At 73.4% G+C, this 23,770-nt stretch carries 23 protein-coding genes; 12 read left to right on the top strand and 11 right to left on the bottom strand.

Going from position 1 to position 23,770, the window contains the following annotated elements:
* Positions 1-7 precede the first annotated feature (7 nt).
* Positions 8-706 (top strand): uracil-DNA glycosylase, encoded by a 699-nt coding sequence (gene ung / locus ACZ6S5_RS21905; protein WP_466003159.1) that lies wholly within the window; start codon positions 8-10, stop codon positions 704-706.
* On the opposite strand, the gene ACZ6S5_RS21900 is transcribed toward ung, so the two are convergent.
* On the bottom strand, positions 695-1,429 hold the full coding sequence (locus ACZ6S5_RS21900; RefSeq protein WP_466003157.1) for a helix-turn-helix transcriptional regulator: 735 nt from the start codon (positions 1,427-1,429) through the stop codon (positions 695-697). The genes ung and ACZ6S5_RS21900 overlap by 12 nt on opposite strands.
* Before the next feature lie 243 nt (positions 1,430-1,672).
* On the opposite strand from ACZ6S5_RS21900, the gene tsaB reads away from it, so the two are divergent.
* From tsaB to ACZ6S5_RS21870, 6 genes are all read left to right on the top strand, one after another.
* Entirely contained in the window at positions 1,673-2,350 is a 678-nt protein-coding gene (gene tsaB / locus ACZ6S5_RS21895; RefSeq protein ID WP_466003155.1) for a tRNA (adenosine(37)-N6)-threonylcarbamoyltransferase complex dimerization subunit type 1 TsaB, read from the top strand.
* Positions 2,347-2,799, top strand: a complete 453-nt coding sequence (gene rimI / locus ACZ6S5_RS21890) for a ribosomal protein S18-alanine N-acetyltransferase (RefSeq protein WP_466003153.1) — start codon at positions 2,347-2,349, stop codon at positions 2,797-2,799. The genes tsaB and rimI overlap by 4 nt, the downstream gene beginning before the upstream one ends.
* A 5-nt stretch (positions 2,800-2,804) precedes the next feature.
* Complete coding sequence (gene tsaD, locus ACZ6S5_RS21885) at positions 2,805-3,851, top strand: tRNA (adenosine(37)-N6)-threonylcarbamoyltransferase complex transferase subunit TsaD (protein WP_466003151.1); 1,047 nt, start codon at positions 2,805-2,807, stop codon at positions 3,849-3,851.
* 15 nt (positions 3,852-3,866) lie between these two features.
* Positions 3,867-4,121: a hypothetical protein gene (locus tag ACZ6S5_RS21880; RefSeq protein ID WP_466003149.1), complete on the top strand. Its 255-nt coding sequence runs from the start codon at positions 3,867-3,869 to the stop codon at positions 4,119-4,121.
* Positions 4,122-4,192: 71 nt separating this feature from the next.
* Positions 4,193-5,899 carry an ABC transporter ATP-binding protein gene (locus ACZ6S5_RS21875; protein WP_466003147.1) on the top strand — a complete coding sequence of 569 codons (1,707 nt, stop codon included), beginning with the start codon at positions 4,193-4,195 and terminating at the stop codon, positions 5,897-5,899.
* On the top strand, positions 5,896-7,647 hold the full coding sequence (locus ACZ6S5_RS21870; RefSeq protein ID WP_466003145.1) for an ABC transporter ATP-binding protein: 1,752 nt from the start codon (positions 5,896-5,898) through the stop codon (positions 7,645-7,647). The genes ACZ6S5_RS21875 and ACZ6S5_RS21870 overlap by 4 nt, the downstream gene beginning before the upstream one ends.
* A 4-nt stretch (positions 7,648-7,651) precedes the next feature.
* Here the strand turns inward: ACZ6S5_RS21870 and ACZ6S5_RS21865 are convergent, their stop codons facing one another.
* From ACZ6S5_RS21865 to ACZ6S5_RS21835, 7 genes are all read right to left on the bottom strand, one after another.
* Positions 7,652-8,371, bottom strand: a complete 720-nt coding sequence (locus ACZ6S5_RS21865) for a DUF4142 domain-containing protein (RefSeq protein ID WP_466003143.1) — start codon at positions 8,369-8,371, stop codon at positions 7,652-7,654.
* 94 nt (positions 8,372-8,465) lie between these two features.
* Positions 8,466-9,647 carry an ROK family protein gene (locus tag ACZ6S5_RS21860; protein WP_466003141.1) on the bottom strand — a complete coding sequence of 394 codons (1,182 nt, stop codon included), beginning with the start codon at positions 9,645-9,647 and terminating at the stop codon, positions 8,466-8,468.
* A 25-nt stretch (positions 9,648-9,672) separates the two neighbouring features.
* Positions 9,673-10,932, bottom strand: a complete 1,260-nt coding sequence (locus ACZ6S5_RS21855) for a sugar ABC transporter permease (protein ID WP_466003139.1) — start codon at positions 10,930-10,932, stop codon at positions 9,673-9,675.
* Positions 10,929-11,747: an ATP-binding cassette domain-containing protein gene (locus tag ACZ6S5_RS21850; RefSeq protein ID WP_466003137.1), complete on the bottom strand. Its 819-nt coding sequence runs from the start codon at positions 11,745-11,747 to the stop codon at positions 10,929-10,931. The genes ACZ6S5_RS21855 and ACZ6S5_RS21850 overlap by 4 nt, the downstream gene beginning before the upstream one ends.
* Before the next feature lie 109 nt (positions 11,748-11,856).
* On the bottom strand, positions 11,857-12,960 hold the full coding sequence (locus tag ACZ6S5_RS21845; protein WP_466003135.1) for a sugar ABC transporter substrate-binding protein: 1,104 nt from the start codon (positions 12,958-12,960) through the stop codon (positions 11,857-11,859).
* A gap of 219 nt (positions 12,961-13,179) precedes the next feature.
* The gene (ybaK, locus tag ACZ6S5_RS21840) at positions 13,180-13,659 is read right to left on the bottom strand and encodes a Cys-tRNA(Pro) deacylase (RefSeq protein ID WP_466003133.1); all 480 of its coding nucleotides are present in this window, start codon (positions 13,657-13,659) and stop codon (positions 13,180-13,182) included.
* Positions 13,660-13,729: 70 nt separating this feature from the next.
* Positions 13,730-14,917: a THUMP-like domain-containing protein gene (locus ACZ6S5_RS21835; protein ID WP_466003131.1), complete on the bottom strand. Its 1,188-nt coding sequence runs from the start codon at positions 14,915-14,917 to the stop codon at positions 13,730-13,732.
* Positions 14,918-15,219: 302 nt separating this feature from the next.
* On the opposite strand from ACZ6S5_RS21835, the gene groES reads away from it, so the two are divergent.
* The 3 genes from groES to ACZ6S5_RS21820 all read left to right on the top strand — a co-directional run bounded on the left by groES (position 15,220) and on the right by ACZ6S5_RS21820 (position 19,013).
* On the top strand, positions 15,220-15,534 hold the full coding sequence (gene groES / locus ACZ6S5_RS21830) for a co-chaperone GroES (protein WP_018222648.1): 315 nt from the start codon (positions 15,220-15,222) through the stop codon (positions 15,532-15,534).
* Positions 15,535-15,604: 70 nt separating this feature from the next.
* The gene (gene groL, locus ACZ6S5_RS21825; RefSeq protein ID WP_466003129.1) at positions 15,605-17,251 is read left to right on the top strand and encodes a chaperonin GroEL; all 1,647 of its coding nucleotides are present in this window, start codon (positions 15,605-15,607) and stop codon (positions 17,249-17,251) included.
* A 124-nt stretch (positions 17,252-17,375) separates the two neighbouring features.
* Positions 17,376-19,013: a molybdopterin-dependent oxidoreductase gene (locus tag ACZ6S5_RS21820; protein WP_466003127.1), complete on the top strand. Its 1,638-nt coding sequence runs from the start codon at positions 17,376-17,378 to the stop codon at positions 19,011-19,013.
* 121 nt (positions 19,014-19,134) lie between these two features.
* Here ACZ6S5_RS21820 and ACZ6S5_RS21815 read toward each other — a convergent pair whose 3' ends face one another.
* Together ACZ6S5_RS21815 and ACZ6S5_RS21810 are read right to left on the bottom strand one after the other, a co-directional pair.
* The gene (locus tag ACZ6S5_RS21815) at positions 19,135-19,890 is read right to left on the bottom strand and encodes a hypothetical protein (RefSeq protein WP_466003125.1); all 756 of its coding nucleotides are present in this window, start codon (positions 19,888-19,890) and stop codon (positions 19,135-19,137) included.
* A 193-nt stretch (positions 19,891-20,083) separates the two neighbouring features.
* On the bottom strand, positions 20,084-20,467 hold the full coding sequence (locus tag ACZ6S5_RS21810; RefSeq protein ID WP_466003124.1) for a WhiB family transcriptional regulator: 384 nt from the start codon (positions 20,465-20,467) through the stop codon (positions 20,084-20,086).
* A gap of 253 nt (positions 20,468-20,720) precedes the next feature.
* Here ACZ6S5_RS21810 and ACZ6S5_RS21805 point away from each other — a divergent pair, with 253 nt between their 5' ends.
* A complete protein-coding gene (locus ACZ6S5_RS21805) occupies positions 20,721-21,545 on the top strand; it encodes a helix-turn-helix transcriptional regulator (protein ID WP_466003122.1) in 825 nt (274 codons plus the stop codon).
* A 24-nt stretch (positions 21,546-21,569) separates the two neighbouring features.
* Here the strand turns inward: ACZ6S5_RS21805 and ACZ6S5_RS21800 are convergent, their stop codons facing one another.
* Entirely contained in the window at positions 21,570-21,974 is a 405-nt protein-coding gene (locus tag ACZ6S5_RS21800; RefSeq protein ID WP_466003120.1) for a DUF5319 domain-containing protein, read from the bottom strand.
* 199 nt (positions 21,975-22,173) lie between these two features.
* Between ACZ6S5_RS21800 and guaB the strand changes: the two genes are divergently transcribed.
* Entirely contained in the window at positions 22,174-23,736 is a 1,563-nt protein-coding gene (guaB, locus tag ACZ6S5_RS21795; RefSeq protein ID WP_466003118.1) for an IMP dehydrogenase, read from the top strand.
* The last annotated feature ends 34 nt before the right edge of the window (positions 23,737-23,770 follow it).

Here is a 23,770-nt window from a genome sequence, read left to right as displayed (position 1 = left end):
GTTGCCGATGCACGACGCTCCCACCCTCGACCTGCTGGCGCTCCTCCCCGACGCCTGGCGGACGGTGCTCACCCCGCACCTCGAGCCGGCCCGCACGGCCGCGCTCGCCGAGTTCGTCGCCGCGGAGTACGCGGGCCAGGCCGTCTTCCCGCCGGTCGAGGACCTGTTCTCCGCCTACCGGCTGTGCGGGCCGGCGGAGACCCGGGTGCTGATCCTCGGGCAGGACCCCTACCACAAGGCGGGGCAGGCGCACGGGCTGAGCTTCAGCGTGCGCGAGGGGGTGTCGGTGCCGCCGTCGCTGCGCAACGTCTTCAAGGAGCTGGGTGAGGACCTGGGCGTGCCGAAGCCGCGCAGCGGCAACCTGAACGGCTGGGCGGCGCAGGGCGTGCTGCTGCTCAACTCGGTGCTCACCGTCCGGCAGGCCACCCCCGGCTCGCACGCGAACAAGGGGTGGGAGGAGTTCACCGACGCCACCATCCGCGCCCTGGACGCGCTCGACCAGCGGGTGGTCTTCCTGCTCTGGGGCGGGTACGCCCGCAAGAAGGCGGCGCTGGTCACCAACCCGCAGCACGTGGTGCTGGAGGCGGGCCACCCGAGCCCGATGAACCCGCGCGGCTTCCTCGGCAGCCGGCCGTTCAGCGCGGCGAACAAGGCCCTCGCCGACGCCGGCCTGCCCACCATCGACTGGGAACGCTCAGCCGGCTGACCCGGCCCGCGCCTCGTCCCCGGCCCGGCCGGCGGCGAGGCGCTGCCGGTGCCGGCGCAGCAGGTCGGCGGCGCGCGGGTCGGTCAGCTCGACCCGGACCAGCGGCTCAATCGGGTAACTCCGGCCGCCGTGCCGCACCTCGATCGGCTCCGGCAGTTCCTCGCACATCCGCGCCCGCAGCTCGCCGTGCAGGGTCTGCCAGCGGTGCTCGCCGGGCTCCTCGGGCTCCAGCCGCAGCCCGCCCCACTCCTCCCAGCGCGCGTTCCAGCGCTGCCCGTACGCCGTCTCGAGGAAGGCGGTGAGCCGGGGCGAGTCCCGCCAGCGCACCGCGACCTCGATCGCGGCCACCGGCAGCGGCGCGCCCTGCAGCAGTGCCGCCGAACTCCCGGTCAGCACGTACGGCAGCTCGCCCAGCGCGTCGAGCATCCGGTCCAACCCGATCTGCCGGATCCGTTCGGCCACCGACGGGCCGGCCAGGTCGTCGAGTGCCGCGTCCAGGTGGCTGTCCAGCGGCTCCACCTCGATGCGCAGCTGCCGACCGAGCGCGGCGAACAGCCGCTCCACCATCGGCCGGCTCGGCATCCGGCTGCCCCGCTCGATGTGGGCCACGGCGCCCTGGGTGAGCCCGACCATGTCGGCCAGGGCCTGCTGGGTCAACTCCCGACGCTCCCGCTCGTGCCGGATGGTGGTGGCGATCTGGCGGGCCAGGCGGCTCTCGGACACCCCACGATGATGACGAACGTATCTAGAGCGACATGTCTGTCAGTCATATTCATGTCTCTCCGACATGTCGCTCACAAGTTGTGTGCCTCCCGACCGGCATCACCGTGAGTAGCGGGCGGGACGGAGCGCGGAGCCGCCCCAGCCGCCCGCCCGCCCGCGCTGCCCGCCCGCGCCGCCACCGGCTGCCGTTGTCGGGACAGGTCGTGACCGGCGGTGACCGGAGGGCGGCTAGGCTGGCATACCGTGCTCGTACTCGTGGTGGACTCCTCGACGCCCGCGGTGACCGCGGCCCTGGTCGAGGTCTCGGCGGACGGTGTCGTGGCCCGCGCGCAGCGGTGCACGGTCGACGCCCGGGCGCACGGGGAACTGCTCGCTCCGCAGGTCGACGCGGTGCTGGCCGACGCCGACGCCCGCCCCGCCGACCTCGGCGCGATCGTCGCCGGGCTCGGCCCGGGGCCGTTCACCGGGCTGCGGGTCGGCCTGGTCACCGCCGCCACCATGGGCCAGGTGCTCGGCATCCCCACGTACGGTGTCTGCTCGCTGGACGGGCTCGGCCACCCGGTGGCCGCCGGCGAGCCGGTGCTGGCCGCGAGCGACGCGCGGCGCCGGGAGGTCTACTGGGCGGTCTACGACGGCGCCGGGCAGCGCATCGCCGGGCCGAACGTGGACGCTCCGGCCGTCGCCGCCGAGCGCGCCCGGGATCTCGCGGTCACCGTCGCGGTCGGCGACGGCGCCCACCGGTACGCGGACGTCCTCGGCCTGCCGGTACGGGAGGAACCCCGCTACCCGGACGCCACGGTCCTGGCCGCGCTGGCCGCCGAGCGGATCCGCGCCGGCGCCCCCGGCGAGCCGCTCACCCCGCTCTACCTGCGTCGCCCGGACGCGGTCGCGGCCACCGGCCACAAGCCGGTCCTGCCGTGAGCGAGGTACACCTCGGCCGCTTCCGGTGGTGGCACATCGACCAGGTGCTGCCGATCGAGGCCGATCTGTTCGGCGCCGAGCAGTGGTCCCCGGCGATGTTCTGGAACGAGCTGGCAAACCGGCACCACTACCTGGTCGCCATCGACGGCGACGGGTCCGTGCTCGGCTACGCCGGGCTGGCCGTCGCCCCGCCCGACGAGGCCTGGGTGCAGAACATCGCGGTCCGCCGGGACGCCCAGCGCCGGGGGATCGGCCGGCTGCTGCTGGAGGCGCTGCTCGCCGAGGCGGCCCGGCGCGGCATCCGCAGCACGCTGCTGGAGGTCGCGGCGGACAATGCCCCGGCGCAGCGGCTCTACGCCACGTACGGCTTCGAGCCGATCGGCGTGCGGCGCGGCTACTACCAACCGAGCAACACCGACGCGCTGGTCATGCAGCGCACCGAGGACTGACGAGCATGGCTGACGAACCACTGATCCTGGGCATCGAGACGTCCTGCGACGAGACCGGCGTCGGCATCGTCCGCGGGCATACCCTGCTCGCCGACGCGCTGGCCTCCAGCGTCGAGGAGCACGCCCGGTTCGGTGGCGTGGTGCCCGAGGTGGCCAGCCGTGCCCACCTGGAGGCGATCGTGCCGACCATGGGCCGGGCGCTGAAGGAAGCCGGGGTGACGATCGCGGACATCGACGCGATCGCCGTCACGTCCGGCCCGGGCCTGGCGGGCGCGCTGCTGGTCGGCGTCGCCGCCGCCAAGGGGTACGCGGTCGCCGCCGAGAAGCCGGTGTACGGGGTGAACCACCTTGCCGCGCACGTCGCGGTGGACACCCTGGAGCACGGGCCGCTGCCCGAGCCGGCGATCGCCCTGCTGGTCTCCGGCGGGCACTCCTCGCTGCTGCGGGTCGACGACCTGGCCCGGGAGGTGACCCCGCTCGGCTCGACCATCGACGACGCGGCCGGCGAGGCGTTCGACAAGGTGGCCCGGCTGCTCGGGCTGCCCTTCCCCGGGGGCCCGTACATCGACCGGGAGGCGCGGGCCGGCGACCCGGCCGCCATCGCCTTCCCGCGCGGCCTGACCGCCGCCAAGGATCTGGTCGGCCACCGTTACGACTTCTCCTTCTCCGGCCTGAAGACCGCGGTGGCCCGCTGGGTGGAGGCCCGGCAGCGGGCCGGCGAGGCGGTGCCGGTCGCCGACGTGGCCGCGTCCTTCCAGGAGGCGGTCTGCGACGTGCTGGTCGGCAAGGCGCTGGACGCCTGCCACAGCAGCGGCATCGACACGCTGGTGATCGGCGGCGGGGTGGCGGCCAACTCGCGGCTGCGGGCGATGGCCGAGCACCGGGCGGCCAAGCACGGGATCCGGGTGCGTACGCCCCGCCCGAAGCTGTGTACCGACAACGGGGCGATGGTGGCGGCGCTCGGCTCGCACCTGGTCGCCGCCGGCGTGGCGCCGAGCCGCCTCGACCTGCCGGCCGACTCCGCGATGCCGCTGACCGTGGTCAGCGTCTGACCGGGAGGAATCGACGTGATCGTCCGGATGTGGGAGGCGAAGGCCGAGCCGTACGGCTTCGCCGACCTGATCACCTGGGTGTGCGAGACCGTGCTGCCCGACTTCGACCACGACCCGCTGCACCTGTCCAGCGAGGTGTTCTCGTCCACCGACCACCGGCTGGTGGTGATCTCCAAGTGGCGGAGCAACCCGCGCGCCCTGCCGGATCCGCCGCCGACGCTGGTCGCCCGCCCGCCGCACACCTGGGACTTCACCCAGGTCGACCGCTGACCCGGCGGCCCGCCTGAGCGGCGGGAATTGGATGGCGTCCGCCCTGGCCGGGCACCTAGCGTCGGGGCGTCATGCGCTTCTCACCCGCCGGCGATCCCGGCACCCCGGACGCCCGGTCCGCCACCCGTTACCTGGTCTGGCTGGCCGGTCGGCACCCCCTGTTCTTCGGCGCCGGCATCGCGCTCGGCGTCGTCTGGATGGTGGCCCAGGCGCTGATGCCGGCCGCCGTCGGCCGGGCCGTCGACGCCGGCCTCGCCCAGCGCGACCCGGACGCCCTGCTTCGCTGGGGACTGGTGCTGCTCGGGCTGGGCGTGCTCCAGGCGATCGCCGGCATCCTGCGGCACCGCTGCGCGGTGCACAACTGGCTCGGCGCCGCGTACCGGACCGTGCAGGTCACCGTGGACGCCACCAACCGGCTGGGCGCCGCGCTGCCCCGCCGGGTGGCCGCGGGCGAGGTGGTGAGCATCGGTACGGCCGACATCGAGCACATCGGCAGCGCCATCGACATCACCGCGCGGGGCACCGGCGCCGTGGTCGCCATCGCCACCGTGTCGGTGATCCTGCTCACCGCGTCCCTCCCGCTCGGCCTGGTCGTGGTGCTCGGGGTGCCGTTGCTGATGGCGATGGTGGCGCTGCTGATCCGGCCGCTGCACCGGCAGCAGGCCGCGTACCGGGACTCGACCGGCCGGCTCACCGCCCGGGCCGCCGACATCGTCGCCGGGCTGCGCGTGCTGCGCGGGGTGGGCGGGGAGCCCGTGCTGGGCGCCCGCTACCGGGAGGAGTCCCAGGCGCTGCGCGCGGACGGCCTGCGGGTGGCCCGGGTGGAGTCGCTGCTGCAGGCCGCGCAGATCCTGCTCCCCGGCGTCTTCGTGGTGCTGGTGACCTGGCTGGGCGCCCGGTTCGCGCTGCGCGGCGAGATCAGCGCCGGCCAGCTGGTCTCCTTCTACGGCTACACGGCGTTCCTGGTCAGCCCGCTGCGGAACCTCACCGAGGCGGCCGACAAGCTGACCCGGGGGCACGTCGCGGCGCGTCGGGTGGTGCGGCTGCTCCGACTCGCCCCGGAGTTCACCGACCCGGTCCGCCCGGTCCCGCTGCCCGACGGGCCCGGCGAGCTGGTGGACGTCCGCTCCGGGCTGGTGCTGCGGCCGGGCCGGCTCACCGCGCTGGCCGCCACCGCGCCCGAGGACGCCGCCGAGATCGCCGACCGGCTCGGCCGGTACGCCGACGGCGACGTGACGCTGCACGGCGTACCGCTGCGGGACGTGGCGCTGGCGGCGGTGCGGGAGCGGATCCTGGTGGCCGACAACGACGCGCAGCTCTTCAGCGGCGCCCTCCGCGCGGAGCTGGACCCGGGGGACCGGGGTGACCGGCCGGCGGTCGAGGCGGCGCTGGCCGCGGCGAGCGCGACGGACATCGTCGACGCGTTGCCCGACGGCCTGGAGAGCGCGGTGGCCGAGCGCGGCCGGGAGTTCTCCGGCGGGCAGCGGCAGCGGCTCCGGCTGGCCCGCGCGCTGGTCGCCGACCCGGAGACGCTGATCCTGGTCGAGCCGACCAGTGCGGTCGACGCGCACACCGAGGCGCGGATCGCCGACCGGCTGGGTGCCGCCCGTCGGGGCCGCACCACGCTGGTCTGCACCACCAGTCCGCTGGTGCTGGGCCGGGCCGAGCACGTGGTCTTCGTGGAGGACGGCAAGGTGGTCGCCGAGGGCCGCCACGACGAGCTGCTCGCCGCCGAGCCCCGGTACGCGGCCACCGTGAGCCGGGAGGAGAACGAGTGAGCACTGCCCTGCCCGTCGCCGACTCGAGCCAGGTCCGCCGGTACGCCCGGGAACTGGCCCGCCGACACCCGCGCGGCCTGGCCGCCGCGCTCGGCCTGCACGCGCTCGCCGCGGCGGCCGGCCTCGTCGCGCCCCGGCTCCTCGGCGACCTCGTGGAGGGGATCTCGCGCGGGGTCGGCGCGGTAATCGTGGACCGGGTCGCGCTGGCCATCGCCGGTTTCGTCGTCGTCCAGTCGGTGCTGGTCCGCTTCGCCCACCTGGCCTCGGCGCGGCTCGGCGAGCGGGTCCTCGCCGAGCTGCGCGAGGAGTTCGTCGACCGGGTGCTCGCACTGCCCCTGTCCACCGTGGAGCGGGCCGGCACCGGCGACCTGCTCACCCGCACCTCCCGGGACGTGGCCGCACTGTCCCGGACGGTCCGCTTCGCCGCCCCGGAGACGTTGATCTCGGCGGTCACCGTGCTGCTGATCCTCGGGGCGCTGGTGCTGACCGGCCCGCTGCTGGTGCTGCCCTGCCTGGTCGCGGTGCCGATGCTCTGGGCCGGCACCCGCTGGTACCTGCGCCGGGCGCCGGCGGGCTACCTGCGGGAGAACGCAGCGTACTCGGACATCACCGACGGGATCAGCGAGACGGTCGAGGGGGCACGGACCACCGAGGCGCTGCGCCAGCAGGCCCGCCGCCGGGCCCGCAGCGACGCCGACATCCGCCGGTCGTACGCGGCCGAGCGCTACACGCTCAACCTGCGGACGGTCTTCTTCCCGATCGCCGAGATCGGGTACCTGCTGCCGGTGGTCGGCACGCTGCTGCTCGGCGGCTGGTGCTATCTCGAAGGCTGGGTGAGCCTCGGCCAGGTCACCGCGGCCACCCTCTACGCCCAGCAGCTGGTGGACCCGGTCGACCGGCTGCTCTCCTGGCTGGACGAGTTCCAGGTCGGCGGCGCCTCACTGGCCCGGCTGCTCGGCGTGGCCGCCGACGACGCCGACGCCGAGCCGGGGGAGGCCCGCCCCACCGGAAGGGTGGCGACGGACGGGCGGCTCGCCGCCCACGACGTCCGGTACGCGTACCGCGCCGGCCACGACGTGCTGCACGGGGTGACCCTGGTGCCCCGGCCGGGCGAGAAGCTGGCCATGGTCGGGCCGTCCGGCGCCGGGAAGTCCACGCTGGGGCGGCTGCTGGCCGGGGTGCACGCGCCGCGGGCCGGCTCGGTGACCGTGGACGGCCGGCCGATGGGCGAGCTACCCCTGGCCGAGCTGCGCACCCACGTCGCGCTGGTCAGCCAGGAGCACCACGTCTTCATCGGCACGCTGGCCGACAACGTGGCGATGGTCCGGCCGAACGCCGGCCGCGTCGAGGTCGCCGCGGCACTGGCCGCGGTCGACGCGCTGGGCTGGGCGGAGGCGCTCCCGGACGGGCTCGACACCCGGGTCGGCGCGGACGGCCACCCGCTGTCCCCGGCCCAGGCGCAGCAGCTCGCGCTGGCCCGGCTGGTGCTCGCCGACCCGCACACCCTGGTGCTGGACGAGGCCACCTCGCTGATCGATCCACGGGCCGCCCGGGCCCTGGAGCGCTCGCTGGCCGCGGTGCTCCAGGGCCGGACGGTCATCGCCATCGCGCACCGGCTCTTCTCGGCGCACGACGCGGACCGGGTGGCGGTGGTCGAGGACGGCCGGATCACCGAGCTGGGGTCGCACGACGAGCTGGTCGCGGCCGGTGGCTCGTACGCCGCCCTCTGGCGCTCCTGGCACGGCTGAGGCGTCAGCTGCGGCGCAGGATGCGCCAGGTCGCGTAGCCGCCGGTGAGCAGGGCGAGCAGGAACACCGCCCAGACCACGGTGGTGCTGACCTCGACTCCGCGGCCGCTGCCGACGTTGGCCGCCGCCGCGGCGACCAGCGAGTCGCTCTGCGCCGGGGGCAGCGCCGCGGGCGGGAGCTGCTGCCAGCGGACCAGCCCGGTGCTCTCCAGCATCGTCATGTGGTCGTTGACGAACGTGTTCGCCTCCTCGGCGAGCTTGCGGACGATCGGGTCCCGGGTGCTGGCCCGGACCGCGCCGATCACCGGGAAGATCTTGCCGTGCGCCACCCGGAGACGGGTCACGAAGATCTGGTCGAACCGAGCGCCGGTGGCGTTCTGCATCTCGGCCAGCCACCCCTTCTGCTCGGCGGTGGGCTCGGTGGGCAGGGTGGCGCCCAGCCTGTTCGCCGCCTGGACCACGAGCTGGTCCAGCACGCCGTGCTGCCGGGCGATCTCCGCGCCGATCTCGCGTACCCGGGCGGACCGGCCCTTCTCGGCGGCCATCTGCCCGGCCGGCATCTCCCAGAGGCCGGCGAGCCGTACGCCGTTGAGCAGGGTCATGTCGGCGGCGTTGAGCTGCTGACCGGGCGCGGCCAGCGCCGCGCCGGGAAGGACGCCGATCCCCACGACGAGCGCGACGAGCAGCAGCGTCAGGCGGCGGCGGACAGATTCCAGCGGTGCCATTGGTGCGGTGCCTCCTCGGTCCGGACCGGTACGCGGATGTCGCGGACTGGTACGGATCACGGCACCGATCGGTTCAGGCGGTGCGGGGCGGAGGTCAGCCGACGTCGAGGGGGTCGGCGAGGAGGCGTTCGAAGGCCAGTTCGGCCGCCCCGATGAGCGCCGCGTCGTCGCCCAGCTTCGGGGTACGCAGCCGCACGTGCTCCAGGCAGGCGGGCAGGCCGTTGGAGTTGAGCCGGCTGCGCACCTGGGCGGCGGCGGCCAGGTAGAGGTCGCGCATGGTGCCGCCGAAGATGAGCATCTCCGGGTTGAAGATGTTGACCAGGTTGGCCACGCCGAAGCCGAGCCAGTCGCCGGCCTGCCGGACTGCGGTCTGGGCCCGGGCGTCGCCCCGGTCGGCGGCGTCGAAGACGGCCCGCAGCGCCTCCTGACCGCGGGCGTCCGAGCGGCCGGCGGCGCGGAGCAGCCCGTGCTCGCCGATCTCGGTCTCCCAGCAGCCCCGGCGCCCGCAGTCGCAGAGCTGGCCGTCCCGGACCACCACCATGTGCCCGACCTCGCCGCTGTACCCGCCGTGCCCGGTCAGCCGCCGGCCGCCGGCGATGATGCCCGCCCCGACGCCGACGTCCCCGTACAGGTAGATGACGTTGTCGCAGCCGGCGGCGACGCCGCGGGCGTGCTCGGCGAAGGCGGCCACGTCGGCCACGTTCCCCACCGTGATCGGTACGTCGATGCCCAGCTCGGCGGCGAGCGCCGCGCCGATCGGCTCGTCCACCCAGCCGGTGGTGGGACTCAGCCGGACGAGCCCGTCCTCACGGCGGACCATGCCGCAGACCGCGACCCCGGCCCCGACGCAGATGGAGCCGGCCGGCACCGACTGGTGCATCTCCTTCACCGCGCCGGCCAGCAGCGGCGCCGCCTCCCCGGCGACCAGGTTCCGCGGCCGGTCCAGCTCCCGGCTGTCGAGCACCTCACCGCCGAGACCGACCCGCGCGGCCCGCAGCCGGTCCACCTCGACGCTGTACGCGTACGCATAGACCCGGGCCGACTCGGGCCGGACGACCAGTGACGGTCGTCCGGCCCGGCCGGTCTCCTTCGGCGTCCCCTCGCTGACCAGACCGGCGCCGGCCAGGTCGGCGGTCAGCGCGCCGATGGTGCTGCGGTTGAGCCCGAGCGCCGTGGTCAGCTCCGCGCGGCTGGTCGCCCCGTGCACGTGCACGTAGCGGAGCAGTGCGCCCAGGTTCTGCCGACGGATCTCGTCCTGGCTCGGTCCCGCACGCATTGCCACAGCCATGTCCGTACGACGTTCAGCGGGTGCCGGTGGCGGCGGCCCGGCGCCGGGACAGCGCGTCGATCGTGGCGGCGGCGAGCAGGACCACGCCGGTCACCACGTACTTCACACCCGAGCTGTAACCCATCAGTCCCATACCGTTGTCGATGACCGCGACCACCGCGCCACCGAGCACGGCGTCGAGGACCCGGCCCTTGCCGCCGAAGAGGCTGGTGCCGCCGATCACCGCCGCGCCGACGGCGTAGAGCAGTACGTTACTGCCACCGGTGTTGGGGTCCACCGAGTTGGCCCGGCTGGCCGCCACGATGCCGCCGATCGCCGCCATCGTCGAGCAGATGACGAAGACGGAGATGCGGATCCGGTCGACGTTGATGCCGGCCCGGCGGGCCGCCTCGCTGTTGCCGCCGACCGCGTAGACGTGCCGGCCGTAGCTGGTGCGGTGGAGCACGAAGGTCCAGACGACCAGCAGGATCGCGATGATCGGCACCACGATCGGCACGCCCTTGAGCGAGACGACCAGCACGTTGCGGCTGCGCTCCAGGTTGAGCACGTAGACCGCGACGCCGAGGATGACGGCGAGGCTGACGATGCGGGCGGCCACCACGGCGATCGGGTCGGTGAGCAGGCCGCGGGCGGCGCGGTTGCGGTGCCGCAGCAGCTGCACGGCCGCGTAGCCGGCGACGGCCACGGCGGCCAGCGCCCAGCCCAGCGCGGGAGAGAGGTTGCGGTTGGCGATCGCGACGAGGGTCTCGTCCCGCACCGAGATGTTGGCGCCGGACTTCATGAGCATCAGCACGACGCCCTGGAAGGCGAGGAAGCCGGCCAGGGTGACCACGAAGGACGGGATGCCGACCTTCGCCACCAGCATGCCGAGCACGGTGCCGATCACCACGCCGGTGACGACGGCGGCGAGCACCGCGACGTACCAGGGGTAGCCGAGCACGGTGACCACGTTGGCCAGGATGGCGGCGCAGACGCCGCTGGCGAAGCCGGCGGAGAGGTCGATCTCGCCGAGCAGCAGGACGAAGACGAGCCCCATCGCGATCAGGGTGACCGCGGCCCCCTGGGTGAACAGGTTGGCGAAGTTGCCGGCCGTGAAGAATGAGGGCCGGGCGATCGAGAAGCCGACGCAGAGCGCGAGGAGCATGACCACTGCGGGCAGCGCGCCGATGTCGCCACCGCGTACCCGGCGCCAGTAGTTGCTGAGGTGGGTGCCGACGGTGGGCGCCGGCGCGACCGCGGCGGGGCCTTCCTTCTTCACGGTGGTGGTGGTCATCGGACGGCTCCTGGGGTGGTGTCGGCGGGCGCGGCGCCGTTGCCGTTGGTGGCGGATTCGGCGGCGAGGCCGAGGTTGCCGGAGCGGCCGGCGGTGATCAGCTCGACCACCTGCGAGTGGGTGATGTCGGTGGTCTTCACCTGGGCCACCATCTGGCCGAGGTAGAGCGCGGCGATCCGGTCGGAGACCGCGAAGACGTCGTTCATGTTGTGCGAGATGAGCACGACGGCCAGGCCGTTGTCGGCCAGCCGGCGGACCAGCTCCAGCACCTGGGCGGTCTGCGCGACGCCGAGCGCGGCGGTCGGCTCGTCCAGGATGACCAGCTTGCTGTTCCAGAGCACGGCCTTGGCGATGGCGACGGTCTGCCGCTGCCCGCCGGAGAGGCTGGCGACGTGCTGGCGCAGCGACTTCACGGTGCGGACGCTCAGCCCGGCCAGGGTCTCGGCGGCCATCTGCTCCATGGTCGGCTCGTCGAGCACGATGCCGCTGCGCTTCTCCCGGCCGAGGAACATGTTCTGCACGATGTCGAGGTTGTCGCAGAGCGCGAGGTCCTGGTAGACGACCTCGATGCCCAGCCCGGCGGCGTCGCGCGGGCTGTTGATGCTCACCGACCGGCCGTCGAAGAGGAACTCGCCGGAGTCGGTGGGGTAGATACCGCTGATGCACTTGACCAGGGTCGACTTGCCGGCGCCGTTGTCGCCGACCAGCGCGGTCACCTCGCCGGCGTGCGCGGCGAACGCGACGTCACGCAGCACCTGGACGGGGCCGAAGCTCTTGTCGATCCCGCGCAGCTCCAGCAGGGGGGTTGCGGACACGGGTGTCTCCTTTGAACGGAGGGGAGGTCTCGGATCCCGTCCGGCGCGGGAGCCGCCCGGCACGGGAGAACCCGTGCCGGGCGGCGTCGCCTGAGGCGGGTGGGACAGGTCAGCTGATGCCGGCGTCGGCGCAGAGCTTGGCGTAGGTGCCGGTGCAGAGCTCGTCCTTGGTGACGAAGCCGTCGGCGACGACGTCCTTGACGTTGTCCTTGTAGATGGCCTTCGGGGTCAGCAGGACGGACGGGACGTCGCGGCCACCCTCCGGGTCCTTGACCGTCTGGCCGGTGTCCTTCTTCTCGCCCTTGGCGACGGCGATGGCCAGGTCGGAGGCCGCCTTCGCCTCCTCCTTGATCGCCTTGTAGACGGTCATGCACTGGTCACCGGCGAGGATGTTCTGCAGGCCCTGGACGGTGGCGTCCTGGCCGGTCACCGGGACCTTGCCGTTGAGCTTGTTCTTCTTCAGCACCGAGATGGCCGCGTTGCCGAGGCCGTCGTTGGCGGCCAGCACACCGTCGATCTTGCCGCCGGCCTTGGTGAGCTGCTGCTCGAAGATCGTGGCGGCCTGGGCGTTGTCCCAGTCCGGCACGGAGTCGTCGGCGACCTTGTTGTACTCCTTCGAGTCGAACTTCGGCTTGAGCACCGAGTCGTACCCGTTCTTGAACAGGGTCGCGTTGTTGTCGGTCGGCGAGCCGTTCAGGTAGGCGATCGCCGGGTTCTTCGCGCCCTTGTCGGTCAGGCACTTGCTCAGGCCCTCGCCCTGGAGCTTGCCGACGGCCTCGTTGTCGAAGCTCACGTAGTACTGGGCGGAGCCGCCCAGGGTGAGCCGGTCGTAGTCGATGGTGGCCACGCCCTGCGACTTGGCCTTGTCGAGCACGGCCTTACCGGTGCCGGAGTCCAGGTTGACGATCATCAGGGCGGTGACGCCGCTGGTGATCATCTGGTCGGCGATGGTCTGGAACTGGGTCTTGTCGCCCTGGGCGTTCTGGATGTCGTAGTCGACGTTCGCGGCCTTGAACGCGTCCTCCAGGAACTTGCGGTCCGCGCCCTCCCAGCGGGCGGAGGACTTGCTGTCCGGGAGGATGACGCCGATCTTCGGCTTCTTGGCGTTGGAGCCGCCGGCCTGGTCGGAAGAACCGCCGTTGTCACCACAGGCGGCCATGCTGCCGGTCGCGAGGAGACCGACGGCCGCGAAGGTGAGGAAGCCCTTGCGCATGTGCACGGGTCCTTTCGGAGGATGGGGGAGTGATGCTCGGTGTTTTGTTGTGTCCGGCAACGTATTCCCCGCCGCAGTGGAGGCGCAATACCGCCGAGGTCAGAGTTTTGTTGGCGGCGGTAACAATTCAGCAACGCGACTGTCACCCGGCTGTCACTCCGCTGAGAGCGCTCCCCGCCCGATGTCCAGAAACGCTCCCAACCAGCTCCGCCGGGCGGTTCAGGCGGTGGCGATCGGGGCCGTGACGGCGTCGGTGAGGGCGACCAGATCGGCCGGGGCGAGTTGCAGTTGCAGGCCCCGGCGGCCGGCCGAGACGTAGACGCTCGGCTGCGCCAGCGCGGACGCGTCCACCACGGTGGGCAGTCGCTTGCGCTGGCCGAGCGGGCTGATCCCGCCCCGGACGTACCCGGTGGCCCGCTCGGCGACGTTCCGGTCGGCCATGGCCGACCGCTTGCCGCCGACGGCGGCGGCGAGGGCCTTGAGATCCAGTTCCCCGGTGACCGGGACGACCGCCACGGTGAGGCCGCCGTCGACCTCGGTGACCAGCGACTTGAAGACCCGCTCCGGGGGCACCCCGAGGGCCGTCGCGACCAGCGCACCGTAGTTGGGCGCGTCCGGGGAGACGTCGTACGGGTGGGTGCTGTGGGCGATCTTCCGCTTGGTCAGCAGTGCCGTCGCCGGAGTCCCCTGTCCCGCCATGACCGACAAGCTAACGCGGCGGGGGGCGGCGGGCGAGTCGAAACCACGGGCCGGGAATCGCCTCGCCGGCTCAGCCCGGCACCGGCCGGCAGACCAGCACGGTCGGCGCGCCGGCCACCCGGGTCAGCACCAGGCTGGCCGCGCCGTCCCCGGCCAGCCTCAGATCCCGGCGCAGCTGCTCCGGCTCCAGCGCCGAGCCGCGCTTGAGGATTTCCACCCGGCCGACCCGCCGCTCCCGCAGCAATGTGCGCAGCCGCTTCAGCGAGAACGGCAGCACGTCGGTGACCTCCAGGCACCGGGCGAACGGGGTGGGTCGCGCCGCGTCGGCGTACAGGTAGGCGATGCTCGCGTCGGCCAGCGTGGCGTCGAGTTCGCCGGCCAGCTCGGCGACGAGGTGGGCGCGGACCACCGCCGGGTCCGGGTCGTACAGGAAGCGGCGGACCGGCCCGACCGGCGCTTCGGCGTCGCCCGCCCCGGTCAGCAGGTGCGCGGCGTCGGCGCGGAGCAGAGTGGCGCGGCGGGGGACCTCGGCCAGCGCCCCGCACCAGAGGGCCGCCTCGACCAGGTCGCCGTCCACGCTGACCCACTCGGCCTCGGCACCGGCCGGGATCAGGGCGTGGTCCAGCCCGGGGGCCACCTTCACCACGGTGTGCGGCACCCGCTCGGCCAGCCCGGTGACGAAGTCCCAGGGCGGCGAGTAGGCGTTCGGGTCAAAGATCCGCCGCCCGGTGCCGGCCTTCCGCCGGGCCGGATCGCAGAAGACGGCCTCGACCCGGGTCGCGTCGAACGCCGTCGCGTCCCCGCACTCGACGGTGAACAGCGCGGCCAGCCCGGCCGCCTCGGCGTTCGCGGCGGCCATCGCGGCGGTCACCGGGTCGGCCTCCACCCCGTACACCCGGATGCCGGCGCGGGCGGCGGCGAGCGCGTCCGCGCCGAGCCCGCAACCCAGGTCGGCGAGGGTGCGCACGCCGGCGGCGCGCAGCCGGGCGGCCCGCCGGTCGGCGACCACCCGGCGGGTGGCCTGCTCCAGCCCGGGACGGGTGAGGAACATGCCGGCGGACTCCGGCCCGAACTTGCCGACCGCCCGCCGGCGCAGCTCGGCCTGGGTCAGCGCGGCGGCGGCCAGCCCGGCCGGCACCCCGGCCGAGCGGAGCGCGGACGCCGCGGCCAGCGGATCGCCGCCGGCCAGCCCGGCGGCCGTCGCGAGCGCGGCCGACCCCTCGGGCGTACGCAGGGCGGCAAGCTGGTCCAGATCCACCCGCCCATTCTCCCGGCCGGCGTTCGGGCCGGCCGCCTCGGACCCGGCCGGGCCATGATCCGGCCGCGGCGAACGCGACTCGCCGGGTGGCGCGTTGGCACTCTCCTTGACGGAGTGCTAGCCGAGGAATAACCTGCGATTAGCACTCTCGCCCTGAGGGTGCCAACGCCCGGGCCCTCGTGTCCGGGAGTTGAACGCCAGGCGGACCGGCACCCGCGACGACGGCCCCGCCCGGTGGCATGTGGCAGATTGACGCAGGTCGGCGCGCCGACCTGCAACGACACCAAGTACCCCAGGAGGGTATGCCCGTGACTACCGCGACCAAGGTTGCGATCAAGCCGCTCGAGGACCGCATCGTGGTCCAGGCGAACGAGGCCGAAACCACCACCGCCTCGGGCATCGTGATCCCCGACACCGCCAAGGAGAAGCCGCAGGAGGGCACCGTCCTCGCTGTCGGCCCGGGCCGGATCGACGACAAGGGCAACCGCGTGCCGATCGACGTGAAGGTCGGCGACACCGTCCTCTACTCGAAGTACGGCGGCACCGAGGTCAAGTACGCCGGCGAGGAGTACCTGGTGCTCTCCGCCCGCGACGTCCTCGCGGTCATCGAGAAGTAATCAACCGATCAGTGTCGTTGCCCCGGTCCGGCTCGCCGGGCCGGGGCAACGTCGCTTCGAAGGGATACTGATGGCGAAGATCCTCAGCTTCTCGGACGACGCCCGGCACCTGCTCGAGCACGGTGTCAACGCCCTCGCGGACACGGTCAAGGTCACTCTCGGCCCGCGCGGGCGCAACGTCGTCCTGGACAAGAAGTTCGGTGCGCCCACGATCACCAACGACGGCGTGACCATCGCCAAGGAGATCGAGCTCACCAACCCGTACGAGAACCTCGGCGCGCAGCTGGTCAAGGAGGTGGCGACCAAGACCAACGACGTCGCCGGCGACGGGACCACCACCGCGACCGTGCTGGCCCAGGCCATGGTCCGCGAGGGCCTGCGCAACGTGACCGCCGGGGCCAACCCGGCCGGCCTCAAGCGGGGCATCGACGCGGCGGCCGGCAAGGTCTCCGAGGCGCTGCTCGGCAAGGCGGTGGAGGTCTCCAGCAAGGAGTCGATCGCGCACGTCGCGACGATCTCCGCGCAGGACGCCACCATCGGCGAGCTGATCGCCGAGGCGATGGAGAAGGTCGGCCGCGACGGTGTCATCACCGTCGAGGAGGGTTCCGCCCTGACCACCGAGCTGGATGTGACCGAGGGTCTCCAGTTCGACAAGGGCTTCATCTCGCCGAACTTCGTCACCGACGTGGAGGGGCAGGAGTCGGTCCTGGAGGACCCGTACATCCTGATCACCACGCAGAAGATCTCGGCGATCGAGGAGCTGCTCCCGCTGCTGGAGAAGGTCCTCCAGAACAACAAGCCGCTGCTGATCATCGCCGAGGACGTCGAGGGCCAGGCCCTGTCCACGCTGGTGGTCAACGCGCTCCGCAAGACCCTCAAGGTCTGCGCGGTGAAGGCCCCCGGCTTCGGTGACCGTCGCAAGGCGATGCTCCAGGACATGGCGATCCTGACCGGCGCCGAGCTGGTCGCGCCCGAGCTGGGCTACAAGCTCGACCAGGTCGGCCTGGAGGTGCTCGGCACCGCCCGGCGCGTGGTGGTCGACAAGGAGAACACCACCGTCGTCGACGGTGGCGGTCAGGCCGCCGAGGTCGCCGACCGGGTCGCCCAGATCCGCAAGGAGATCGAGGCCTCGGACTCCGAGTGGGACCGGGAGAAGCTGGCCGAGCGGCTGGCGAAGCTCTCTGGCGGCATCGCCGTGATCAAGGTCGGCGCGGCCACCGAGGTCGAGATGAAGGAGCGCAAGCACCGCATCGAGGACGCCATCGCCGCGACCAAGGCCGCGGTCGAGGAGGGTACGGTCCCGGGTGGCGGCGCCGCCCTGGCCCAGATCCTCTCGGTGCTCGACGGCGACCTGGGCCTGACCGGTGACGAGAAGGTCGGCGTCTCGATCGTGCGCAAGGCGCTGGTCGAGCCGCTGCGCTGGATCGCCCAGAACGCCGGCCACGACGGCTACGTGGTGGTGCAGAAGGTCGCCGCCCAGGAGTGGGGCAACGGCCTCGACGCCGCCACCGGCGTGTACGTCGACCTGGTCAAGTCCGGCATCATCGACCCGGTGAAGGTGACCCGCAACGCGGTCACCAACGCCGCCTCGATCGCCGGCCTGCTGCTCACCACCGAGAGCCTGGTGGTGGAGAAGCCGGAGAAGGCCGAGCCGGCCGCCGCCGGGGGCCACGGCCACTCGCACGGCCACGGCCACCAGCACGGCCCGGGCTTCTGATCCCCAGCCGTACGGCCTGACGTCGGGGCACACCGCCAGCGTGGCGGTGTGCCCCGACCCGTATCGGTTACGGAACGCTGACATGGTTGGCCACCGGCCCGTTTGATCGACAACACTGGTCGGCGTGAGCAGCTTGTCCCGCGGCTACGCCGCGCTGGCCGGAATCACCGCCGCCGCCGTGGCCGTCGGCGTCGCCGAGCCGGTGGCCGTCCTCACCGGCCCCCGCTCCGCACCGCTGATCGCGGTCGGCGGGCTGGTGGTCGACCTGGTGCCGGAGACCCTCAAGCACCTCGCCATCTCCCTCTTCGGCACGCACGACAAGATCGCCCTGCTGATCGGGACGGCGGTGCTGCTGGCCGCGATCGCCGCGCTGCTCGGCGTCCTCGCCGGCCGCCGGCTCCGGATCGGCCTGGCCGGCATCGCCGCGTTCGCCGCCCTCGGCGTGGCCGCCGCGCTGACCCGACCCGGCGCGGGCCCCGCCGCCGCGCTGCCGTCGCTGGTCGGCGGCGGGCTCGGCGCGCTGACACTCTGGGCCTTCATCGCCGGCCCGCTGGCCCCCGACCTCTGGCCCTGGTCCCCACCCACCCCGGCCGGGGGTGCCGCACCCGAGGGCCGTCCGGGGGAGCCGGCCGCCGGGGCGCCCGTCGGCGCCCGGGTAGCCGGGCCCGCCGGGGAGCGCGGTGAGGAGAGCGATCCGGAGGGGCGGCGGCGGTTCCTGCGCGGCGTGGGCGTGCTGGCCGGCGCGGCGGCGGTGGCCGGGCTAGGCGGGCACTGGCTCGCCGGCCGGCGGGGCGTCTCGGCGGCCCGGCAGGCGGTCACCCTGCCGACCCCGTCGGTGTCCGCGCCGGCGGTGCCGGCCGGCGCGGACCTGTCGCTGGCCCAGCTCGCCCCGTACGTCACCCCGAACAGCGGGTTCTACCGGATCGACACGGCGCTGGTGGTGCCGCAGGTGGACCCGGCGACGTGGCGGTTGCGGATCCATGGCCGGGTGCGCAAGCCGATCGAGCTGACCTTCGACGAGCTGCTCGCCCGGCCGATGGTCGAGCGGTACGTGACCCTGGCCTGCGTCTCCAACGAGGTGGGCGGGGACCTGATCGGCAACGCGCGCTGGTTGGGCGTGCCGATCAAGGAGCTGCTGGACGAGGCGGACCCGGAGGAGGGCGCCGACCAGGTGGTCGGGCGTTCGGTGGACGGCTGGACCTGCGGCACCCCGACGGCCGTGCTGCGCGACGGGCGGGACGCGCTGCTCGCGGTCGGGATGAACGGGGAGCCGCTGCCCGTCGAGCACGGCTTCCCCGTACGCATGGTGGTGCCCGGCCTCTACGGGTACGTCTCGGCCTGCAAGTGGGTGACCGAGCTGGAGCTGACCAGCTTCGCCGACTTCGACGCGTACTGGGTGCCGCGGGGGTGGTCGGCGCAGGGCCCGATCAAGACGGAGTCGCGGATCGACACGCCCCGCCCGCGCAACAAGCTGACCGCGGGTCCGGTGACGGTCGCCGGGGTGGCCTGGGCCCAGCACCGGGGCATCCGCGCGGTCGAGGTACGCGTCGACGGCGGCCCGTGGCGGGCGGCGGCCCTCGCCCCGACCGTCTCGGTGGACACCTGGGTGCAGTGGTCGTGGCGCTGGGACGCCAACCCGGGGGAGCACACCCTTCAGGTGCGGGCCACGGACGCCGGTGGGGTGACCCAGACACCCGAGCAGCGACCGGTCGCGCCGGACGGGGCCACCGGCTGGCACACGGTCAAGGTGACGGTGCGCTGAGGGCCGGGCCGGGCCCTCGCCCGGTGGCGCGCCGGTGGGCCGGAGGCCGAGGGGCGGCCGTGCCGCCGCCCCTGGTCGGCAGGGGCATTCAGCGGAGCGCGGGGAGCTGTCCGCGCGTGGGTCACCAGGCGACGGGGAAGTACGCCACCGACCAGCCGCGGTAGGAGCCGTGGTCGAGGTAGCCGGCCACGCCGACGCCGCCGCTGACCGAGGTGCCGATGACCTTGCCCTCGCCGAGGCTGATCGCGACGTGCCCGGTGCCGGCCGAGTTGTGGTACCAGACCAGGGCGCCGCGCGGCGGGATGCCGGAGGTGTTCAGGTACCCGTGGCTGGTCTCCCAGTCGCCGCCGATCTCCGCGGTGTTCCAGCCGGAGCCGCCCCAGCCGTACGCCTGGGCGACGAAGGCGAGGCACAGGTTCTCGTAGGCGGTGGAGCGGTAGCGCTGGAACGCCCAGTTGATCGCCCCGTTGGGGGAGCGCGGGTTGGTCTTGGACGACGGCTCGTTGCCGACGTAGACGCAGCTGTTGACCACCTGGCCGTCGGAGCCGGTGCTGACGTAGGCGTCCGAGACCATGCCGCCGTTGGAGAGGAAGTCCCACAGGGTCGTGGTGCCGTACGTGCCGGTCACCGACTCGCCGTTGGTCTGGCAGAGCAGCGTGACGCTCGCCCCGTCGGCCACGGTGCGCCAGGAGTCCCAGGTCGTGCTGGGGCCGGACCGGACGTTGAGGGCGACGCCGGAGGTGTTGATGGTGCCGGTCGCCGAGCTGGCGTACGCCTGGGCCACGCCGGGGACGGCGAGCACCAGACCGGTGACGAGTGCGGTGGCGGCGGCGAGTCCGCGTACGGAACGACGCCGTGCATCGACGAGTGTCCACATGTTGCCGAAGGTAGTGAGCGGGATTCCCGTGGTAAACGGGCCGCGCGGCTCCTGACGGGATCTGCGCCGGATTGTCAATTGTTGCCGACGGCGCAGAAAGTTCGGTAAAGAACCTTCGATCACCGGGTCCCCGGACGCGTCGACGCCGCGCCCCGGTGCGGGGCGCGGCGTCGACGGTGGTCGGTGGACCGGCTCAGGCGATCTTGCGCTGGTCCGGGACGGCGGACTTGTGCGGCCGGCCGAGGCGGGCCTCCAGTCGGGCGACGTCCACCCTGGTCTGGCGGCGGTCGGCGAGGTCCTCCCAGCCGAGGGCGAGCAGCCGCAGCCGCTCCGCCTCGCTGAACCCGCCCCACACGCCGTACGGCTCGCGGACCGACAGGGCGTGCGCGGCGCACTCGGCCCGGACCGGGCAGGCCCGGCAGACCGCCTTGGCGCCGGACTCGCGGCGCAGTCGCGAGGAGCCCCGCTCGCCGTCCGGGTGGAAGAACTGGGCGCTGTCGCGGCCCCGGCAGGCGCCGAGACGCTGCCAGTCCCAGAGGTCGACGATGGGTCCGGGCAGTCTGCGTACGTTGGACATCTGCACCCCTCCTCCCGCGCGGCACCGCGGAGATCCTTCGTGGCCAGCTACCGGGCGGCGGTCCGCGCGGGACACCGTTTCCGGACTGGCCCCTCGGTACCCGGGCTTTCCCGCGCTCACACATGTCGTGATCGAAAACCTCGGACAACTGGCGGCATATGCCCCATCTGCCGGAAAAGTTCGGATGATTGCCCGGAACCTCCTCCGACGCCGACCCCGCCGTGGTCGACTCTGTGTCGGAGAGGAGACCACTGTGCGTAGCGTTCTCGTGTGCGTTCGGACACCACTCGCGGCCCAGCACCTGACCTCCGCGGCGGCGCGGCTCGGGCTGGCCGGCGTCGTCCGGACGGCCGTCTCCGATCCCGAGGTGATGCTGCGGCTCGCCGAGCGTCCGGTCGACGTCGTGCTCGCCGACACCGCCCTCACCCGGCCGGACAGCGCCGGCTTCGTGCGCCGGGTGCTCGCCCGGGCGCCCCAGGCCGCGGTCGTGCTGCTCGGCGCGGAGGAGTCCGAGGCGGCGGCGGCCACCATCAACGCCGGGGCGCGCGGCCTGATCCAGGGCGCCGACCACGACCTGACCAGCGCGGTGGCCAAGGCGCTGCTGCTGCTCTCCGCGCCCGGCCGGCCGGCCCGGCACCGGGTGACCGACCCGGCCCGGGACGCGGCCGCGGTCGGCGGACCGGCCCGGTCCGGTGCGCCCGGGCGTACCCAGGGCGGAGCGACGGCGACCTGGTCGGCGGCCCCGGCGGAGGGCCCCGGCGGGGCGCCCACGGTGGTGCCGGTGCAGCGCGGCGACGACCCGGCCGAGGGAGCCGGCGGCGAGCCGGAGCCGACGCCGGCGGGCACCGCCCCGCGGGCCGGCGGGCGTACCCCCCGCAGCGCGATCGGGCTGACCGAGCGGGAGCTTCAGGTGCTGCTGGGGATGGCCGAGGGGAAGAGCAACGCGGAGATCGGGCGGGAGCTGTTCGTGTCGGAGGACACCGTCAAGACGCATGCCCGCCGGCTCTTCCGCAAGCTCGGCGCCCGGGACCGGGCACACGCCGTCGCGGCGGGCTTCCGCGCCGGCCTGGTCGCCTGACCGACCGGAACCCGGCCCTCCCGGTCAGTCCTCGGCGGAGTCCTCGGTGCCCTCGGTCAGGGTGTCGTGCACGCCGTCGGCGTAGCCCCGGGCGTAGTCCCAGCTGACGTAGTGGTCCGGGTCCGGGTCGTAGGCCGGCTCGTGCACCCGGGGCCGCCCGGAGCTGAGCAGGTGGCGCAGGTTGCCGCGGAGCAGGTCCCAGTCGAAGTAGTGCGGCTCGCGGCAGTCCTCGCACTCGATGACCAGACCACGCACCCCGATCGGCTGGAGCAGCGCCTGGTAGATCTCCAGGTCGGCGAGGTCCTCCAGGACGTCCTGTCGCTCGATCTCGGTCAGCGGGTCGAGCGGGTCGTCCTCGCGCGAGTCGTGCAGGCCGGCAGCCGGATCGGCCGGGTCGCCGTTGAACGGGTCGATGGGCTCGTCGTGCACTCCCTCACCGTAGTCCCCGACGGGCCGGAAAGCCCGCCCCCCGGGCCGTCCCTGTGGCCTGGCCTACCCGTACCCGCCGCTGCCCGGGGCGGCGCAGCTCAATGGGTACGATGAAGCCACGCGCCCGCACTGCGGCGTGCCCCGGTGCCCGCGCGCGCCGCCTCGCTGAAGCCCGTCCGAACAGCTCAGGGGAGCAATCGTGGAGAATTCGCCCAGCACCCACCTTACTGCCGGCGTCGACGGCGGCGAGCTGGGCGGTCATCTGCCCGAGCTGCCGGCCGGCTCGGCGCGGGTGGTGCCGCTCGGGCTGACCTTCGACGACGTACTGCTCCAGCCGGGCGAGTCGGACGTGGTCCCGAGCCGGGTCAACACCCGCACCAAGCTCACCCGCACCATCGAGCTCAACGTCCCGCTGCTGTCCAGCGCGATGGACACCGTCACCGAGGGGCGGATGGCGATCGCCATGGCCCGCCAGGGCGGCATCGGCGTGCTGCACCGCAACCTCTCCGTCGAGGACCAGGCGCTCCAGGTCGACCTCGTGAAGCGCTCCGAGTCCGGCATGATCACCAACCCGGTGACCGCCAGCCCCGACGACACCCTGCGCGAGGTCGACGCGCTCTGTGGCCGCTACCGCATCTCCGGCGTCCCGGTGGTCGACGGCCAGGGCGAGCTCGTCGGCATCGTCACCAACCGCGACATGCGGTTCGTCTCCGACCCGGCCACCCCGGTCCGGGAGATCATGACCCGCGCCCCGCTGGTCACCGCCCCGGTCGGGGTGAGCAAGGACGAGGCGCTGGCGCTGCTCCGCCAGCACAAGGTGGAGAAGCTGCCCATCGTCGACGAGAGCGGCAAGCTGCGCGGGCTGATCACGGTCAAGGACTTCACCAAGAGCGAGCAGTACCCGAACGCCACCAAGGACTCGGCCGGCCGGCTCCGGGTCGCCGCCGCCGTCGGTGTCGGCGAGGACGCGTACAAGCGGGCCCGCACCCTGGTCGACGCGGGCGTCGACGTGCTGATCGTGGACACCGCGCACGGCCACCAGCGGGCCGTGCTGGAGATGGTGGCCCGGCTCAAGAAGGACGTCGCCATCGACATCGTCGGCGGCAACGTGGCCACCTACGCCGGCGCGAAGGCGCTGGTCGACGCGGGTGCGGACGGCGTGAAGGTGGGCGTCGGCCCGGGCGCCATCTGCACCACCCGGATCGTCGCCGGGGTGGGGGTACCGCAGGTCACGGCGATCATGGAGGCCGCCCGGGCGGCCCGCCCGGCCGGCGTGCCGGTGATCGGTGACGGCGGCATCCAATACTCGGGCGACATCGCCAAGGCCCTGGTGGCCGGCGCCGACACGGTGATGCTCGGCAGCCTGCTGGCCGGCTGCGAGGAGAGCCCCGGCGAGCTGATCTTCATCAACGGCAAGCAGTACAAGGCCTACCGCGGGATGGGCTCGCTGGGCGCGATGCAGTCCCGCGGCCAGGCCAAGTCCTACTCGAAGGACCGGTACTTCCAGCAGGATGTGACCAGCGACGAGAAGCTGGTCCCCGAGGGTGTCGAGGGCCAGGTGCCCTACCGGGGCCCGCTCGCCCAGGTCGCCCACCAGCTCACCGGTGGCCTGCGGCTCGCGATGGGGTACGCCGGCGCCGAGAGCATCCCCGAGCTGCACCAACGCGGCCAGCTCATCCGGATCACCGCGGCCGGTCTCAAGGAGAGCCACCCGCACGACATCCAGATGACCGTCGAGGCGCCCAACTACCACACCCGCTGACTCCCCCATCACCCCCGAAGACACCTGGAGTGAC

The sequence above is a fragment of the Micromonospora sp. NPDC051924 genome (genome assembly GCF_055586005.1).
This window is presented reverse-complemented; position numbering and strand designations above follow the sequence as displayed.